The sequence below is a fragment of the Streptomyces sp. TOM-9 genome, assembly GCF_056858595.1.
Genome location: NZ_JBXEQB010000001.1, coordinates 5689635 through 5704857 on the forward strand (window position 1 = coordinate 5689635; position 15223 = coordinate 5704857).

The window sequence follows — 15223 nt, forward strand, 5'->3', positions numbered from 1 at the left end:
GTGCCGGTATCGTTGCTGACGGTCGACGGCCTCGTAGAGTTCCCCGGAATTCTGGCGATCTTCGAGTCGTACGATCCTCCAAAGCGCCGGATCCCGAGAGATGACCCGCAGTGGCCACAGTCTTTCCGCCCCTTTCCCGCCCCGCCCGACTCGTCGTGCTCGTCTCCGGTTCGGGCACGAACCTGCAGGCGCTGCTCGACGCGGGACTGCACGTCGTCGCCGTCGGCGCGGACCGGTCCGGCATCGCCGGCCTGGAGCGCGCCGAGCGTGCCGGGCTGCCGACGTTCGTCTGCCGGGTCACCGACCACGGCGACCGTGAGGCGTGGGACGCCGCACTGACCGGGGCGGTGGCCGCGCACGAGCCCGACCTGGTCGTCTCGGCCGGGTTCATGAAGATCGTGGGCAAGGAGTTCCTCGCCCGGTTCGGCGGCCGCCTCGTCAACACCCACCCGGCGCTGCTGCCGAGCTTCCCGGGTGCCCACGGGGTGCGCGACGCCCTCGCGTACGGCGTGAAGGTCACCGGCTGCACCGTCCACTTCGTCGACGACGGCGTCGACACCGGCCCGATCATCGCCCAGGGCGCGGTCGAGGTCCGGGAGGACGACACGGAGGAAGCGCTCCACGAGCGCATCAAGGAAGTCGAGCGCACGCTGCTCGTCGACGTCGTGGGGCGGTTGTCCCGCGACGGCTATCGCATTGAGGGACGAAAGGTTCTGTTGCCGTGAGTACCAAGCGGGAGATCCGTCGCGCACTGGTCAGCGTCTACGACAAGACCGGTCTGGAGGAGCTGGCCCGCGGCCTGCACGAGGCGGGCGTCCAGCTGGTCTCCACCGGCTCGACGGCCGGGCGGATCGCCGCCGCCGGGGTGCCGGTCACCAAGGTCGAGGAGCTGACCGGGTTCCCCGAGTGCCTCGACGGCCGCGTGAAGACCCTGCACCCGAAGGTGCACGCCGGCATCCTCGCCGACCTGCGGCTGGAGGACCACCGCCGGCAGCTGGAGGAGCTGGGCGTCGAGCCCTTCGACCTGGTCGTGGTCAACCTCTACCCCTTCCGCGAGACGGTCGCCTCCGGCGCCTCGGAGGACGAGTGCGTCGAGCAGATCGACATCGGCGGCCCCTCGATGGTCCGTGCCGCGGCCAAGAACCACCCGTCCGTGGCGGTCGTGACCAGCCCCGAGCGGTACGCCGACGTGCTCGGCGCCGTCCGTGAGGGCGGCTTCGACCTCACGACCCGCAAGCGCCTGGCGGCCGAGGCGTTCCAGCACACCGCGGCGTACGACGTCGCGGTCGCGAGCTGGTTCGCGAGCTCGTACGCCCCCGCCGACGACAGCCCCTTCCCGGACTTCCTGGGCGCCACCTACGAGCGCAAGAACGTGCTGCGCTACGGCGAGAACCCGCACCAGGCCGCCGCGCTCTACACCGACGGCAGCGCGGGCCTGGCGAACGCCGAGCAGCTGCACGGCAAGGAGATGTCGTACAACAACTACGTCGACACCGAGGCCGCGCGCCGGGCGGCGTACGACCACGACGAGCCCTGTGTCGCGATCATCAAGCACGCCAACCCGTGCGGCATCGCGGTGGGCGACGACGTCGCGCAGGCGCACCGCAAGGCGCACGCCTGCGACCCGCTGTCCGCCTTCGGCGGCGTCATCGCCGTCAACCGGCCGGTGAGCGTGGCCATGGCCGAGCAGGTCGCCGAGATCTTCACCGAGGTCATCGTCGCGCCGGACTTCGAGGAGGGCGCGGTCGAGGTCCTCGCCCGCAAGAAGAACATCCGCGTGCTGCGCTGCCCGCAGGCGCCCGTCGCGGAGACGGAGTTCCGTCCGGTCGAGGGCGGGCTGCTGCTGCAGGAGAAGGACCGCCTCCAGGCCGCCGGGGACGACCCCGCCACCTGGACGCTGGCCACCGGCGAGCCGCTGACCGCCGACGAGCTGGCCGACCTGGCGTTCGCCTGGCGGGCCTGCCGGGCGGTGAAGTCCAACGCCATCCTGCTGGCGAAGGACGGCGCGACGGTCGGCGTCGGCATGGGCCAGGTCAACCGGGTCGACTCCGCCAAGCTCGCCGTCCAGCGGGCCGGCGAGGAGCGGGCCGCGGGCTCCTACGCCGCCTCCGACGCCTTCTTCCCCTTCCCCGACGGGCTGGAGGTGCTCACCGGCGCGGGCGTCAAGGCCGTGGTGCAGCCCGGTGGTTCTGTGCGCGACGAGGCCGTGGTCGAGGCCGCGCGCAAGGCCGGCGTGACCATGTACCTCACCGGGACGCGGCACTTCTTCCACTGACCGGCCGGTGTGCCGGAACGCCGAAGGCCCCCGCCGGTGCGGGGGCCTTCGGCCTGCGGGCGGACCCGCTCAGTACTGCGGGCGCTTGAACCAGGCCGCCGTCTCGGCCTTCGCCGCGAAGACGATCAGCAGCACGCTGAGCGCAAGCGGTGCGAGCAGCAGGAAGGCGCCGCTGATCATGGTGGCGACACTGCTCAGCGCGACCAGCACGCCGATCACGATGGACCCGATCCGCGTGCCGTTGCCGCCGGTCCTGTACTTGGCGCCCATGCCGATCGACAGCACGGCGAAGGCGAGGAAGAGCACCCCCATGACGTAGACCAGGCCGATGGGCATGGTCAGTTCGTCGGTGTCGTCCACGCTCTTGAGCGCCGCGGCCCCGAGCAGGAGCAGCAGGCCGCCCAGGATCTGCAGCCCGCCGAGCACGAAGAGCATCGCCCGGGCCGTCCTGGCCGACGACGGCATGACCTCCGGACCACCCGGGTACGCCGCGAACGGCGCGTGCGGTTGCGGCTGCTGGGGGTAGCCGTACGGCGACTGCGCCTGCGGCTGGGGCTGCGTCGGGTAGCCGTAACCGGGCTGGGCCGGGGGCTGCTGCGGGTAGCCGTACGGCTGCTGCGGTGGCTGCCGTCCGTAGGGATCGCCGGGGCCGGGCGGATGGCTCACTTCTCACTTCCTTCGCGGGGACGGGACCGGGGGACCGGGCCTACTGGGTCTTGACGACGACCGAGTTGAGGATCTTGTCGGCGAAGGTCTGCTTCTTGTCGTCCCACAGCGGCCACAGGTAGCCGATGTAGCAGGCGGCGCCGTCCAGCCCGTGGCACAGCCGGCGGACGAAGGCCATGCCGAAGCCGAGCGGACGGCCGTCCAACTCCCGCAGCACGCTGATGCCGAGGGCCTTCTTGCCCGGCGTCTGGCCGGTCTTGCCCTCGCGGTAGCACAGGAACAGGCTGCCGGCGAGGGACAGCAGGAAGCCGAGGCCGATGAGGGCGATGGCGCCACCCGGCATCGTGGGCGCGGGGCAGGAGTAGGTGCCGCTCTCGTCGCACGCGCGGGCCGCGTCGACCACCTCGGCGATGAACTGCGCGTAGCCGATGCCGATGAGGATCATCGGCACGAGTCCGGCGACCAGGAAGTCGATCAGCGTCGCGCCCACCCGCGCACCCCAGCTCGCGAACGGGGGCATGCCCGGGACGGGACCGGCGGGGCCCCCGGGGTAGCCGCCGTAGCCGTACGGGCCCTGGGCCTGCGGCGGAACGGCGCCGTAGGGAGGCTGGGGCTGCGTCGGGTAGCCGTAACCGGGCTGGGCCGGGGGCTGCTGCGGGTAGCCGTAGGGCTGCTGGGGCGGCTGCTGGCCGTACGGATTGCCGGGACCGGGCGGGTAGCTCACGTTGGCTTCTTTCGCGCGGATGGGACTGGGGACGGGCCACATCGTCCTGGGCGGCGTCATCCGCTGTCCAGCGTTGGTGTGCGGACCTGAGAAGATGGAGGTATGACCGCCCAGATTCTCGATGGCAAGGCCACTGCCGCCGCGATCAAGTCCGAACTGTCCACCCGCGTCCAGGCGCTCAAGGCGCGGGGTGTCACCCCGGGGCTGGGCACGCTGCTGGTCGGCGACGACCCCGGCAGCCGCTGGTACGTCGCGGGCAAGCACCGCGACTGCGCGGAGGTCGGCATCGCGTCCATCCAGCGCGAGCTGCCGGAGACCGCCACCCAGGAGGAGATCGAGGCGGTCGTCCGTGAACTCAACGACAACCCGGAGTGCACCGGCTACATCGTCCAGCTGCCGCTGCCCAAGGGGATCGACACCAACCGCGTCCTGGGGCTGATGGACCCGGCCAAGGACGCCGACGGACTGCACCCGACGAACCTCGGCCGGCTGGTCCTCAACGAACGCGGCCCGCTGCCCTGCACCCCCAACGGCATCGTGGAGCTGCTCCGGCGGCACGGAGTGGAGATCAACGGCGCGCACGTCACCGTGGTCGGCCGCGGCGTCACCGTCGGCCGCTCGATCGGCCTGCTGCTGACCCGCAAGTCGGAGAACGCCACCGTCACCCTCTGCCACACCGGCACCCGCGACCTGTCCGCCCAGCTGCGCCAGGCCGACGTCATCGTGGCCGCCGCGGGCGTGCCGCACCTGGTGAAGCCGGAGGACGTGCGACCGGGCGCGGCCGTGCTGGACGTCGGCGTCAGCCGCGACGAGAACGGCAAGATCGTCGGCGACGTGCACCCGGGCGTGGCCGAGGTCGCCGGCTGGATCTCGCCGAACCCCGGCGGCGTCGGCCCGATGACCCGGGCCATGCTGCTGGCGAACGTCGTGGAGGCCGCGGAGGGCCGGTACGCATGACCGGGACGGGTCCCCGTACGCGAGCGGCGGAGCCGGAGGAGGGGGCCGGCGAATCCGGCCGCAGCCGCCGCTTCCAGGTGCTGACCCGCGGTACCGCGCGCCCCGAGGGCGGAGGCCGGGCCATGGGCGCCCACGCCCCGGCCCCGGCCCGTCAGTGGCCGGTGCTCGTGGTCTCCGGTGCGGTGCTGCTCGGCCTGGTGCTGGTGGCCGCGGACGTCACCCGGGCCGGCCTGGTGCTGGTCGGTTCGGCGCTGCTCGCGGGCGCGCTGATGCGCCGGCTGCTGCCCTCGGTCGGCATGCTGGCCGTCCGCAGCCGCTTCACCGACATGATCACCTACGGTGTGCTGGGCGCCCTGATCGTGCTGCTGGCGCTGATGGCGCAGCCGCACCCGGTGCTGGAGATCCCCTTCCTGGAGGATGTCGTCCGCTTCTCCGTGCGTTGATCCGGTTACGCTGTGTGGCGAGTGTCCTGACGTACGACGTGCACCCCGGGCACACGTCACCGGCGTGAGAGGGAGAACGACTCCCATGGCCAAGATCAAGGCAAGGAACCCGGTCGTCGAGCTCGACGGCGACGAGATGGCGCGGATCATCTGGCGGTTCATCAGGGACGAGCTGGTCCTGCCGTACCTCGACATCGAACTGGTCCGCTTCGACCTGGGAATCGAGCACCGGGACGCCACCCACGACCGGGTGACGGCGGAGGCGGCGGAGGCGGTCGGCAGGCACGGCGTCGGCGTGAAGTGCGCCACCGTCACGCCCGACGAGGCGCGGGTCGCGGAGTTCGGCCTCAAGGGGATGTACCGCTCCCCGAACGCCACCATCCGCGACCGCCTCGGCGGCGGGATCTTCCGCGAACCCGTCGTCCTGCGGAACGTGCCGAGGGCCGTGCCCGGCGGGACCCGTCCCGTGGTGATCGCCCGGCACGCCTTCGGCGACCAGTACCGGGCCACCGAGCTGCGGATCCCCGGCGCGGGCACCCTCGCCCTGAGCTTCACCCCGGCCGACGGCTCCGACCCGGTCGAGCTGGAGGTCCACCACTTCCCGGGCGCCGGCGTGGCGCTCGGCATGGTCAACCTGGACGACTCGATCCGCGAGTTCGCGCGCGCCGCCTTCCGCTACGGGCTGGCGCGCGGTCTCCCCGTCTACCTGTCCACGAAGAACACGGTGCTCAGGAAGTACGACGGCCGCTTCAAGGACCTCTTCCAGGAGGTCTTCGACGGCGAGTTCCGGCGCGAGTTCGAGGCGTCGGGCCTGGGCTACGAGCACCGCCAGGTCGACGACATGGCGGCCTCGGCCCTGAAGGGCGCCGGCGGCTACGTCTGGGCGTGCAAGAACTACGACGGGGACATCCTGTCCGGGGTCCTCACCCGGGGCGTCGGCTCGGCGGGGCTGATGACCTCGGTCCTCATGACCTCCGACGGCAGGACCGTGCTGTCGGAGGCGGCGCACGGCACGGTCACCCGCCACTACCGCAGGCACCAGGCGGGCCTGCCGACCTCGACCAACCCCATCGCCATGGTCTTCGCGTGGAGCCGCGGTCTCGCCCACCGCGCCCGGCTGGACGACACCCCCGAACTGGCCCGGTTCGCCGGGACGCTGGAGAACGCCTGCCTGGAGGTCGTCGAGGCGGGCCAGCTGACCCAGGACCTGGCGGTGCTGGTCGGCCCGGAGCAGCCGTGGCTGACGACCGAGCGGTTCCTCGCCGCCGTCGACGAGAACCTGCGCAAACGCATGTCCGTCTGAGCCGGACCTCCGGCGCCGCGCGGCACCCGTACGACCGGGTACCCCGTCCTCCCCCCGTCGGAGGACGGGGCACCGTCGTGTTGGGGCGCCCCCCTCTGGCCCCCGGCGACGACGCTACGGCCGGCGGTGCCGGGAAGGCGTCCCGTGCCGGTTTGACCTTTGGGAAGAGGACGTACAACTTCCGCGGTACGGCAGGGGACTGACGCACACCCGTACGGCCGGGGCCTACGCTGCGCCCGTGGGGAAAAAGGGGCTGGTCGACGTCCTGCTGGCGGTGGGCTTCACCGCCGCCAGCATGCTGCTGGGGCACGAACGGCCACCCGGGGACTGGATACGGCTGGACCAGTTCGGCTACGCGCTGACCGCCCTGGTCAACCTGCCCGTCGCGGTGCGCCGCTGGGCACCGGCCGGTGTCTGCGTCTTCGTCTGCGCCGCCTGGACGCTGTACGTCGCCGCCGGGTACTGGCCGGTCGTCAACTCGATGGCGCCGCTGCTCGCGCTCTACACCGTCGCGGCCCTGCGCCCGGTGCGCACCGGGCTGGCCTGCGCGGCGCTGACCGGCGCGGTCTGGGTGTACGCCGGGCTGACGGCGGCGCAGAGCTCGATGGCCACCGTGGCCGCCCAGGCCGTGGTGTTCCCCCTGGTGATGTGCCGTTTCGGCCGGTCCGCCCGGGTGTCGGGCAAGCGCGAGGAGCGGCTGGCCCGGCTCACCGAGCAGTTGCGCACCGAGCAGCAGGACCGGGCCCGGGAAGCGGTGGCGCAGGAGCAGGCGCGGATCGCCCGCGAGCTGCACGACGTGGTCGCCCACCACATGTCGGTGATCTCGGTGCAGGCGGGCATGGCCGCGTACGTCTTCCGCACTTCCCCGGAGACCGCCCGCGGCGCGCTCGACACCATCTCCGACACCACCCGCGAGGCGCTCCAGGAGATGCGCCGCATGCTCAAGGTGCTCCGAGCGGGGCCGGGCGAACCGGAGGAGGGCTGGGCCTCGTACGATCCGATGCCCTCGGTGACCCGGCTGGGCGAGATGATCGAGCGGGTGCGGGCGGCCGGCCTCGCCGTCGAGCTGCGGTTCGAGGGCGGGCCGCGGCCCGTCGCCCCCGGTGTCGGCCTGTGCGCGTACCGGGTGGTGCAGGAGGCGCTGACCAACGTGCTCAAGCACGCCCCCCTCGCGCGGGCCCGGGTCCTGGTCGCCTACGAGCCGCACCACCTGACGGTGACCGTCACCGACGACGGCACCGGCACCGGCACCGATGACGGCAGCGGCTCGGGCAGCGGCTCCGGACCGCCACCGGGCCGATCCGATCCGGCCACAATCGTCCCGGGAACGGGCCACGGGTTGATCGGCATGCGGGAGCGCGCCAGGCTCTACGGCGGGACGGTGGACATCGGCCCGCTCGGCGAGGGCTTCGAGGTACGGCTCGTGCTCCCCACGTCCGCGCGGGGGACAGAGCGGCGAGGGGACGCATCGGGCGTATGACCAGGGTGCTCGTCGTCGACGACCAGTTCCTGATCCGGGCCGGCCTCGTCGCGCTGCTGCACGCCGCGCCCGGCGTCGAGGTGGTCGGGGAGGCGGGCGACGGCGAGGAGGCCGTGGAGCGCGCGGCGCGGACCGCGCCCGACGTGATCCTCATGGACATCCGGATGCCGGGGATCAGCGGGGTCGTCGCCACCGAGCGCATCCTGGCCGCCGCGACGGACCCGCCGCCGCGGATCCTCGTCCTCACCACCTTCGACCTCGACGAGTACGTCTACACCGCGCTGCGCGCCGGGGCCTCCGGATTTCTGCTCAAGGACGCCGGTCCCGAACGGCTGATCGCCGCCGTCCACGCCGTCGCCGGAGGGGACACCCTCTTCGCCCCCAGCGTCACGCGGCGGCTGATCGAGGCCTACGCGCCGCCCCGCCCCGGTGCCCCGCCCGTCGGCGCGGACCGCGCACCGCCCGCCGAACTGGCGGTGCTGACCGCGCGGGAACTGGAGGTGCTGCGGCTGATCGCCCGTGGCCTGTCGAACCCGGAGATCGCCGACCTGCTCTTCATCAGCGAGGCGACGGTCAAGACCCACCTCAACCGCACGATGTCCAAGCTCGACCTCGGCAGCCGCGCCCAGGCGGTCGTCCTCGCCTACGAGACCGGACTCGTCACCCCGCGGGGAGCGTGAGGATTCTCCGGATTCCATGCATCGAGCGTATGTGCGTCGCTACCGTGGGTTGACCGACGGAGCCGGGGGGTGCGTGGTGGCACGCTGGGAGCCATTGCCCGAGACACTGGACGGTGGCGCGCGCCGTCTCGCCGTGCACCTGCGCCGGATGAAGGACCGCAGCGGACTGAGCGTCCCGGCGCTCGCCGCGCACACGGCGAGCAGCACCGGGGCCTGGGAGCAGTACCTCAACGGCGTGCGGATCCCGCCGCGTGACGCGGTCGAGGTGCTGGGCCAGCTCAGCGGCGCCGACTACGACCGGCTGATCGCCCTGTGGGAGCTGGCCGACCGCGGGGTCACCGACACCATGAAGGGCTTCCCGTACGCCGACCCGCTCGACCCGCTGGCCCCCGTCGAGGGGATGCCCCGGCACGCCCTGCGGCGACGGCGCAAGGCCCTGCTGGCGGCCGCGGGTGGGCTGGTGCTGGGCGGGGTGTTCGCGCTGCTCGTGGCGAGCGGGGTGGCCACCGACGGGACCGGGCGGGCCGATGCGCCGCTGGCGGCCCGCCCCACGGCCAGCGTGCCGGCCGGCCCCGCGCCCTCCGCCACGGGCTCCGCCGGGTCCGCCGTCACCTCCTGGCCCGGGTCGGTCCCCCCGGCGCAGGCGAGGGATGCGCGGGCCTCCCGTACCGCGGGCGCCATGTCCCCGGACGGCGGCACGCCCGCGGCGCAGGTGGCGGAGACCGGCGGGGTGTCCTCCGCCCCGGGCAAGGGCCCGCACACGGCGCCCGGCACGGGCGGGACGACGACGGCGGCACCCGGGGGCGGCGCCCCCACCACCCAGGCACCGCCGCCCGCGACGAGCGCCCCGGCGGCGGCGCCCTCCCCCTCCCCGAGCCGCAGCTCCGGCAAGGGGCTCTGCCTGGGCCTGATCATCCTGGGCATCTGCATCGGATGACGGGCGCAACCGGACGGGCCGCCCGAAGCATCTTCAACGGTAGCCTTCCGGGGCAGAACGGCAACAGCAAGAGGGGGAACGGGAGATGGCCCGCTGGCGGCCACTGGCCGATGACCTGGACCCGCGGGTACGGGAGTTCACCGAGCAACTGCGGCGCCAGGTCGACCGCGGCGGCCTGAGCGTCGCGGCGCTCGCCGAGGCGACCGGGTACAGCAGGAGTTCGTGGGAGCGGTACCTCAACGGCCGGCTGCTGCCACCCCGTTACGCCGTGGTCGCGCTCGCGGAGGCGACGGGGGCCGACCCGGCGCACTTCACCACGATGTGGGAGGTCACGGAGCGGGTCTGGAGCCGTGCCGAGGGCCGGCACGACGTCACGATGGAGGCGCTCCGGATCGCCGAGGCCCGCGCCGCGCTCGGGGAGTTCGGCCCGGCCCCGGGTCCGGCCCCGGCCCCTTCGGCTTCTGATTCCGTTCCCGCTTCAGGGGTAAGGCGCCGTCCGGCCGTGCTCTTCGTGGTGGGCGTCGTGGCCGTCGTGCTGGCGGTGGTCGGCGCCACCCTCCTGACCGGCGGCGGGGGAGGCGACGACCGGGCGCGGCCCGGGCCGTCCCCTACCGCCCGGGCGGCCGGACTGCCCGCGGGAGTGAAGTGCACCGGCCAGGACTGCACCGGCAAGGACCCGGAGGGCATGGGGTGCGGCGGCGGCAACGCCCTTACGGCCGCAGCGGCCTGGGTGGGCGGCGCGTACGTCGAGATGCGCTACAGCCGGGTCTGCGCGGCCGCCTGGGCCCGCATCTCCGCCGGGGCCACCGGCGACACGGTCAGCGTCACGGAGGCCGGCGGGGCCCGCCGCTCCCAGCGCAGCCGCATCGGCCAGGACCCCGCGGCGTACACGCCGATGCTCGCCGTCCGCACCCCCGGCGCCGCCCGCGCCTGCGCCACCCTCACCACCGGCCCCCACGGCTGCGCCACACCCCCGCCGGGCTGACGACCGCCGCCGGCCCCGCTGCGCGGGGGCGGTGACCGGGGCCACACTGGGGGTGGCACCCGCCACGACGGCACGGGTATAGCCTGGCGTGGGTCTCTTGACGCCGAGAGATCCCCGTTCCGGGGCAAGGGACGCTGCCGGGGCGGCAAGGGATCCAGCAGGAGAAGGCCAGGAGAAGGCAATGACTCGCACTCCCGTCAACGTCACCGTAACCGGAGCGGCCGGCCAGATCGGCTACGCGCTGCTCTTCCGCATCGCCTCCGGCCACCTGCTCGGCCCCGATGTCCCGGTGAAGCTGCGGCTGCTGGAGATCACCCCGGCGCTCAAGGCCGCCGAGGGCACCGCGATGGAGCTGGACGACTGCGCGTTCCCGCTGCTCCAGGGCATCGACATCTCCGACGACCCGAACGTCGCCTTCGACGGCACCAACGTGGGCCTGCTCGTCGGCGCCCGCCCCCGCACCGCCGGCATGGAGCGCGGCGACCTGCTGGAGGCCAACGGCGGCATCTTCGGCCCGCAGGGCAAGGCCATCAACGACCACGCCGCGGACGACATCCGCGTCCTCGTCGTCGGCAACCCGGCGAACACCAACGCGCTCATCGCGCAGTCCTCGGCCCCGGACGTCCCGGCCGACCGTTTCACCGCGATGACCCGCCTGGACCACAACCGCGCCATCTCGCAGCTGTCGAAGAGGACCGGCGTGCCGGTGAGCGAGATCCGCCGCCTCACCATCTGGGGCAACCACTCCGCCACGCAGTACCCGGACATCTTCCACGCCGAGGTCGCCGGCAAGAACGCCGCCGAGACCGTCAACGACGAGAAGTGGCTGGCCGAGGAGTTCATCCCCACCGTCGCCAAGCGCGGTGCGGCGATCATCGCGGCCCGTGGCGCGTCCTCCGCCGCGTCGGCCGCCAACGCCGCGATCGACCACGTCTTCACCTGGACCAACGGCACCGCCGAGGGTGATTGGACCTCCGCCGGTGTCGTCTCCGACGGTTCCTACGGCGTGCCGGAGGGCCTCATCTCCTCCTTCCCGGTGACCGCGAAGGACGGCAAGTTCGAGATCGTCCAGGGCCTGGACATCAACGAGTTCTCCCGTGCGCGCATCGACGCCTCGGTCAAGGAGCTCGAGGAGGAGCGGGACGCGGTCCGCGGCCTCGGCCTCATCTGAGCCCGGGACGCCGAGTCCCACGACCGGCCCTCCGCCGCGCCCCGCACGGGTGTGGCGGAGGGCCGTTCCGTGTGCTCAGCCGGTGTGCGCGGCGAGGAGCGCGCACAGGACGTCCAGGCAGCCGGAGAAGGCGTGCTCGGGCGGTGCGCCGTAGCCGACGACGATCGCGTCGCCCTCCGTGCCGCCGAAGTCGGCGAGGCTCTGCAGGGCGAGGCCGTGCTCGCGCGCCCGTGCGACCAGCGCGTCGGCCGAGGTGCCGGGCGGCAGCCGCAGTACGGCGTGGAGGCCGGCGGCGATGCCCGACACCCGCACGGCGGGGGCGCGGGCGGCGAGTGCGGTGACGAGGCGGTCGCGGCGGCGGCGGTAGTGCAGCCGCATCCGGCGCACGTGGCGGTCGTAGCCGCCGGAGACGATGAGTTCGGCGAGGGTCAGCTGGTCGAGCACGGGGGACTGGTGGTCGGCGAGGACCTTCTCGGCGAGCACGGGTTCCGCGAGGGCGGGCGGCAGGGCGAGCCAGGCCAGCCGCAGCCCGGGGGCGAGGCTCTTGCTGGCGGTTCCGGCGTAGACGACGTGCTCGGGCGCGAGCCCCTGCAGGGCGCCGACCGGCTGCCGGTCGTAGCGGAACTCCCCGTCGTAGTCGTCCTCGACGACCAGGCCGCCGGTGGCGCGGGCCCAGGCCACCGCGGCCGTGCGCCGCGCGGGGGAGAGCGGGGCGCCGTACGGGAACTGGTGCGCGGGCGTGAGCAGCGCGGCGTCGACGCCGGCGTCGAGGAGGGAGACCTGCGCCCCGTCGTCGTCGACGGGCAGCGGGACGGTGGTGAGCCCCGCCCTCCGCAGGATGCGCACGGTGTGCGGGTAGCCGAGCGCCTCGACGGCGATGCTGCCGGCCCCCCGGGTCCGCAGGGCACGGCCGATCAGCCCGGCAGCCTGGACGAAGCCCGTGCACACCACGACGAGCTCCGCGGTGGTGCGCACGCCGCGCACCCGGCCCAGGTACGCCGCGAGGGCCTCGCGCAGTTCGGGGCGGCCGCGGGGGTCGGTGTAGCCGAGGGCCTCGTTGGGCGCGGCCGCCAGGGCGCGGCGCGCGGCGGCGGACCACGCGGCGCGGGGGAACGAGCCGAGGTCGGGCGAGCCGGGTCGCAGGTCGTACGGGACCTGTTCCCGGGGCTGTGGCGGGCCGGGCGGTTCCGGGGTGCCGGCGGGGTCCGCGGTGCGCTCCGGTCGCGGTGCGGTGGTGCGGGCGTGGCCGCCGCGGCGCGGGGCGGCCGCGCGCCAGCCGTCGCCGACGCGTGTGCCGGAGCCCTGGCGGGCGGTCAGCCAGCCCTCGGCCACCAGCTGCCCGTAGGCGTCGGCGACGGTGTTGCGGGCGACGCCCAGGTCCTTGGCGAGCGTCCGGGAGGACGGCAGCCGGGTGCCGGGGGAGAGCCTGCCGTCGCGCACGGCCTCACGCAGCGCGTCCTCCAGCCCGGCGCGCGCACCGGTGCCGCCGGCGAGGTCCAGATGGAGGTCGACCCCTGAAATGGCCCACTCGTTCACGCTCCAAGTGGACCACGGGCCGAGGCCACCCCGTCACTACGTTGGGTCGCATGACGATGATCACGACTTCCGCCGGTGCCCCGTCCGACCTCGGCCCGGACGACCTGGTGCCCGCCCACGCGCCGCGCATGGTGCTCGGCAAGGCCGCCCCCGACTTCTACAAGGCGATGATCGCGCTGGACGCGGCGGCGGCCGGCGGCCTGGACCCCGTGATCAGGGAACTGGTCAGGGCCCGCGCCTCGCAGCTCAACGGCTGTGCGTACTGCGTGGACCAGCACCTGAACGACGCCCGCAAGCTCGGGCTGACCGAGCAGAAGCTCAACGGGCTCACCGTGTGGTGGGAGACCCCGTTCTTCACCGTGCGTGAGCGTGCCGCGCTGGCGCTGAGCGAGGCGGTGACCCGGCTCGGGGAGCGTGGCGTTCCGGACGAGGTCTACGACGAGGCCGCCCGGGTCTTCGACGAGGAGGAACTGGCCCGGCTGATCGCCATGTGCGTCACCATCAACGCCTGGAACCGCATCGGCGTGACGACGCGGATGTCCCCGGCGGTCCGCCCCGACGGCGTCTGACCGCCGGGGCACACCCCTCCGCCGGACCCGGACCCCGGTTACCGGGGCTCAGGCCGACAGCACGGCCCGCAGCTGGTCGAGACCCCAGTCCAGGTCCTCCTTGGAGATCACCAGCGGCGGCGCGAGCCGGATCGTGGAGCCGTGGGTGTCCTTGACCAGGACACCCCGCTCCAGGAGCCGTTCGGAGACCTGCCGGCCGGTGCCGTGCTCCGGGGCGATGTCCACGCCCGCCCACAGACCGCGGCCGCGGACCTTCGTGACGGCGCCGCTGCCGGTCAGCAGTGCCAGCTCGTGGTGCAGGTGGTCGCCGAGTTCGGTGGCCCGCTGCTGGTACTCGCCGGTGCGCAGCATCGCCAGGACCTCCAGGGCCACCGCGCAGGCCAGCGGGTTGCCGCCGAAGGTGGAGCCGTGCTCGCCGGGCCGGTAGACCCCGAGCACCTCCGCGGAGGACACGACCGCCGAGACGGGGACGACGCCACCGCCGAGCGCCTTGCCCAGCACGTACATGTCCGGGACGACGCCCTCGTGCTCCGACGCGAAGGTCCGGCCCGTCCGGCCCAGTCCCGACTGGATCTCGTCGGCGATGAAGAGGATCCCGCGCTCCTCGGTGAGCCGGCGCACGCCGGCCCAGTACCCGGCCGGCGGCACGAGGACCCCCGCCTCGCCCTGGATGGGCTCCATCAGCACGGCCACGGTGCGGTCGTCCAGTGCCGCCTCCAGCGCGGCCAGGTCGCCGTACGGGACGACCTCGAAGCCGGGGGTGTACGGGCCGAAGTCCGCGCGGGCCTCGGGGTCGGTGGAGAAGCTGATGATGGTGGTCGTCCGCCCGTGGAAGTTGTCCGCGGCGACGACGATCTTGGCCTGGCCGTCCGGCACGCCCTTGACCCGGTAGCCCCACTTGCGGGCCGTCTTCACCGCCGTCTCGACGGCCTCCGCGCCGGTGTTCATCGGCAGCACCATCTCCATGCCGCACAGCTCGGCCAGCTCCGTGCAGAAGCGCGCGAAGCGGTCGTGGTGGAAGGCCCGCGAGGTGAGCGTCACACGGTCGAGCTGGGCCTTGGCGGCCTCGATGAGACGGGCGTTGCGGTGCCCGAAGTTCAGCGCCGAGTAGCCGGCGAGCATGTCGAGGTAGCGGCGGCCCTCGACGTCCGTCACCCAGGCGCCTTCGGCGGAGGCGACGACGACCGGGAGGGGGTGGTAGTTGTGGGCGCTGTGCGCCTCGGTGGCGGCGATGTGCTCGGCGGCGGTCGACACGTGAGTGCTCCGTTCGTGGTACGTCGGGAGTTGTGGCGCTGGGGCCCGGTGGGGCCCCTTTCTATCGTCGCTCGTCCCGGATGCGAAGAAACCTCGCGTCGGGCGGCTTCCCCACGGGCGTTGCTAGGCTGGCCACGGGTCGTGACTGGCGCGCTGGGATGGGATTGACCATCGGGGAGCGGCCCGTGAACTGTGTGCCGTGCGCCTGGGCCGTCCCGTATGCCGTGCCGTGCAGCAGGAGGT

Annotated in this window: 15 protein-coding genes and 1 riboswitch; of the genes, 11 read left to right on the forward strand and 4 right to left on the reverse strand. The window is 73.5% G+C overall.

Features of this window, described 5'->3' with window-relative positions:
• The first annotated feature begins 110 nt into the window (after window positions 1–110).
• Together purN and purH are read left to right on the forward strand one after the other, a co-directional pair.
• A complete protein-coding gene (gene purN / locus AC1VWI_RS26620; RefSeq protein WP_499513519.1) occupies window positions 111–725 on the forward strand; it encodes a phosphoribosylglycinamide formyltransferase in 615 nt (204 codons plus the stop codon).
• Window positions 722–2275, forward strand: coding sequence for a bifunctional phosphoribosylaminoimidazolecarboxamide formyltransferase/IMP cyclohydrolase (gene purH / locus AC1VWI_RS26625; RefSeq protein WP_499513520.1), 1554 nt, complete (start codon window positions 722–724; stop codon window positions 2273–2275). Before purN ends, purH begins: the two co-directional genes overlap by 4 nt.
• 69 nt (window positions 2276–2344) lie before the next feature.
• Here purH and AC1VWI_RS26630 read toward each other — a convergent pair whose 3' ends face one another.
• Both AC1VWI_RS26630 and AC1VWI_RS26635 read right to left on the reverse strand, forming a co-directional pair.
• Entirely contained in the window at window positions 2345–2941 is a 597-nt protein-coding gene (locus tag AC1VWI_RS26630; protein WP_499513521.1) for a hypothetical protein, read from the reverse strand.
• A gap of 40 nt (window positions 2942–2981) precedes the next feature.
• The gene (locus tag AC1VWI_RS26635; RefSeq protein WP_499513522.1) at window positions 2982–3665 is read right to left on the reverse strand and encodes an RDD family protein; all 684 of its coding nucleotides are present in this window, start codon (window positions 3663–3665) and stop codon (window positions 2982–2984) included.
• A gap of 102 nt (window positions 3666–3767) precedes the next feature.
• Here AC1VWI_RS26635 and AC1VWI_RS26640 point away from each other — a divergent pair, with 102 nt between their 5' ends.
• From AC1VWI_RS26640 to AC1VWI_RS26675, 8 genes are all read left to right on the forward strand, one after another.
• Complete coding sequence (locus tag AC1VWI_RS26640) at window positions 3768–4622, forward strand: bifunctional methylenetetrahydrofolate dehydrogenase/methenyltetrahydrofolate cyclohydrolase (RefSeq protein ID WP_499513523.1); 855 nt, start codon at window positions 3768–3770, stop codon at window positions 4620–4622.
• Entirely contained in the window at window positions 4619–5065 is a 447-nt protein-coding gene (locus AC1VWI_RS26645; RefSeq protein ID WP_499513524.1) for a DUF3017 domain-containing protein, read from the forward strand. Before AC1VWI_RS26640 ends, AC1VWI_RS26645 begins: the two co-directional genes overlap by 4 nt.
• 85 nt (window positions 5066–5150) lie before the next feature.
• Window positions 5151–6368 carry an NADP-dependent isocitrate dehydrogenase gene (locus tag AC1VWI_RS26650; protein ID WP_499513525.1) on the forward strand — a complete coding sequence of 406 codons (1218 nt, stop codon included), beginning with the start codon at window positions 5151–5153 and terminating at the stop codon, window positions 6366–6368.
• A gap of 238 nt (window positions 6369–6606) precedes the next feature.
• Window positions 6607–7848 carry a sensor histidine kinase gene (locus AC1VWI_RS26655; protein WP_499513526.1) on the forward strand — a complete coding sequence of 414 codons (1242 nt, stop codon included), beginning with the start codon at window positions 6607–6609 and terminating at the stop codon, window positions 7846–7848.
• A complete protein-coding gene (locus AC1VWI_RS26660; protein WP_499513527.1) occupies window positions 7845–8528 on the forward strand; it encodes a response regulator in 684 nt (227 codons plus the stop codon). The genes AC1VWI_RS26655 and AC1VWI_RS26660 overlap by 4 nt, the downstream gene beginning before the upstream one ends.
• Window positions 8529–8622: 94 nt before the next feature.
• Window positions 8623–9465, forward strand: a complete 843-nt coding sequence (locus AC1VWI_RS26665) for a helix-turn-helix domain-containing protein (RefSeq protein WP_499513528.1) — start codon at window positions 8623–8625, stop codon at window positions 9463–9465.
• Window positions 9466–9550: 85 nt separating this feature from the next.
• Window positions 9551–10450: a helix-turn-helix domain-containing protein gene (locus tag AC1VWI_RS26670; protein ID WP_499513529.1), complete on the forward strand. Its 900-nt coding sequence runs from the start codon at window positions 9551–9553 to the stop codon at window positions 10448–10450.
• A gap of 181 nt (window positions 10451–10631) precedes the next feature.
• Window positions 10632–11621: a malate dehydrogenase gene (locus AC1VWI_RS26675; RefSeq protein ID WP_499513530.1), complete on the forward strand. Its 990-nt coding sequence runs from the start codon at window positions 10632–10634 to the stop codon at window positions 11619–11621.
• A gap of 75 nt (window positions 11622–11696) precedes the next feature.
• Here the strand turns inward: AC1VWI_RS26675 and pdxR are convergent, their stop codons facing one another.
• Window positions 11697–13157 carry a MocR-like pyridoxine biosynthesis transcription factor PdxR gene (gene pdxR, locus AC1VWI_RS26680; RefSeq protein WP_499513531.1) on the reverse strand — a complete coding sequence of 487 codons (1461 nt, stop codon included), beginning with the start codon at window positions 13155–13157 and terminating at the stop codon, window positions 11697–11699.
• A gap of 50 nt (window positions 13158–13207) precedes the next feature.
• On the opposite strand from pdxR, the gene AC1VWI_RS26685 reads away from it, so the two are divergent.
• Window positions 13208–13726, forward strand: a complete 519-nt coding sequence (locus AC1VWI_RS26685; RefSeq protein WP_499513532.1) for a carboxymuconolactone decarboxylase family protein — start codon at window positions 13208–13210, stop codon at window positions 13724–13726.
• Window positions 13727–13774: 48 nt separating this feature from the next.
• Here AC1VWI_RS26685 and rocD read toward each other — a convergent pair whose 3' ends face one another.
• Window positions 13775–14980, reverse strand: a complete 1206-nt coding sequence (gene rocD, locus AC1VWI_RS26690) for an ornithine--oxo-acid transaminase (RefSeq protein WP_499513533.1) — start codon at window positions 14978–14980, stop codon at window positions 13775–13777.
• Window positions 14981–15111: 131 nt separating this feature from the next.
• A riboswitch (ZMP/ZTP riboswitch) is annotated at window positions 15112–15198 on the forward strand.
• Window positions 15199–15223: the final 25 nt, after the last annotated feature.

What these genes read in the sequence shown, in the direction of transcription:
- AC1VWI_RS26640 (WP_499513523.1), top strand. Translation starts at nt 3,768, where the DNA reads ATGACCGCCCAGATTCTCGATGGCAAGGCCACTGCCGCCGCGATCAAG.
- AC1VWI_RS26645 (WP_499513524.1), top strand. Translation starts at nt 4,619, where the DNA reads ATGACCGGGACGGGTCCCCGTACGCGAGCGGCGGAGCCGGAGGAGGGG.
- AC1VWI_RS26650 (WP_499513525.1), top strand. Translation starts at nt 5,151, where the DNA reads ATGGCCAAGATCAAGGCAAGGAACCCGGTCGTCGAGCTCGACGGCGAC.
- AC1VWI_RS26660 (WP_499513527.1), top strand. Translation starts at nt 7,845, where the DNA reads ATGACCAGGGTGCTCGTCGTCGACGACCAGTTCCTGATCCGGGCCGGC.
- AC1VWI_RS26670 (WP_499513529.1), top strand. Translation starts at nt 9,551, where the DNA reads ATGGCCCGCTGGCGGCCACTGGCCGATGACCTGGACCCGCGGGTACGG.
- AC1VWI_RS26675 (WP_499513530.1), top strand. Translation starts at nt 10,632, where the DNA reads ATGACTCGCACTCCCGTCAACGTCACCGTAACCGGAGCGGCCGGCCAG.
- AC1VWI_RS26685 (WP_499513532.1), top strand. Translation starts at nt 13,208, where the DNA reads ATGACGATGATCACGACTTCCGCCGGTGCCCCGTCCGACCTCGGCCCG.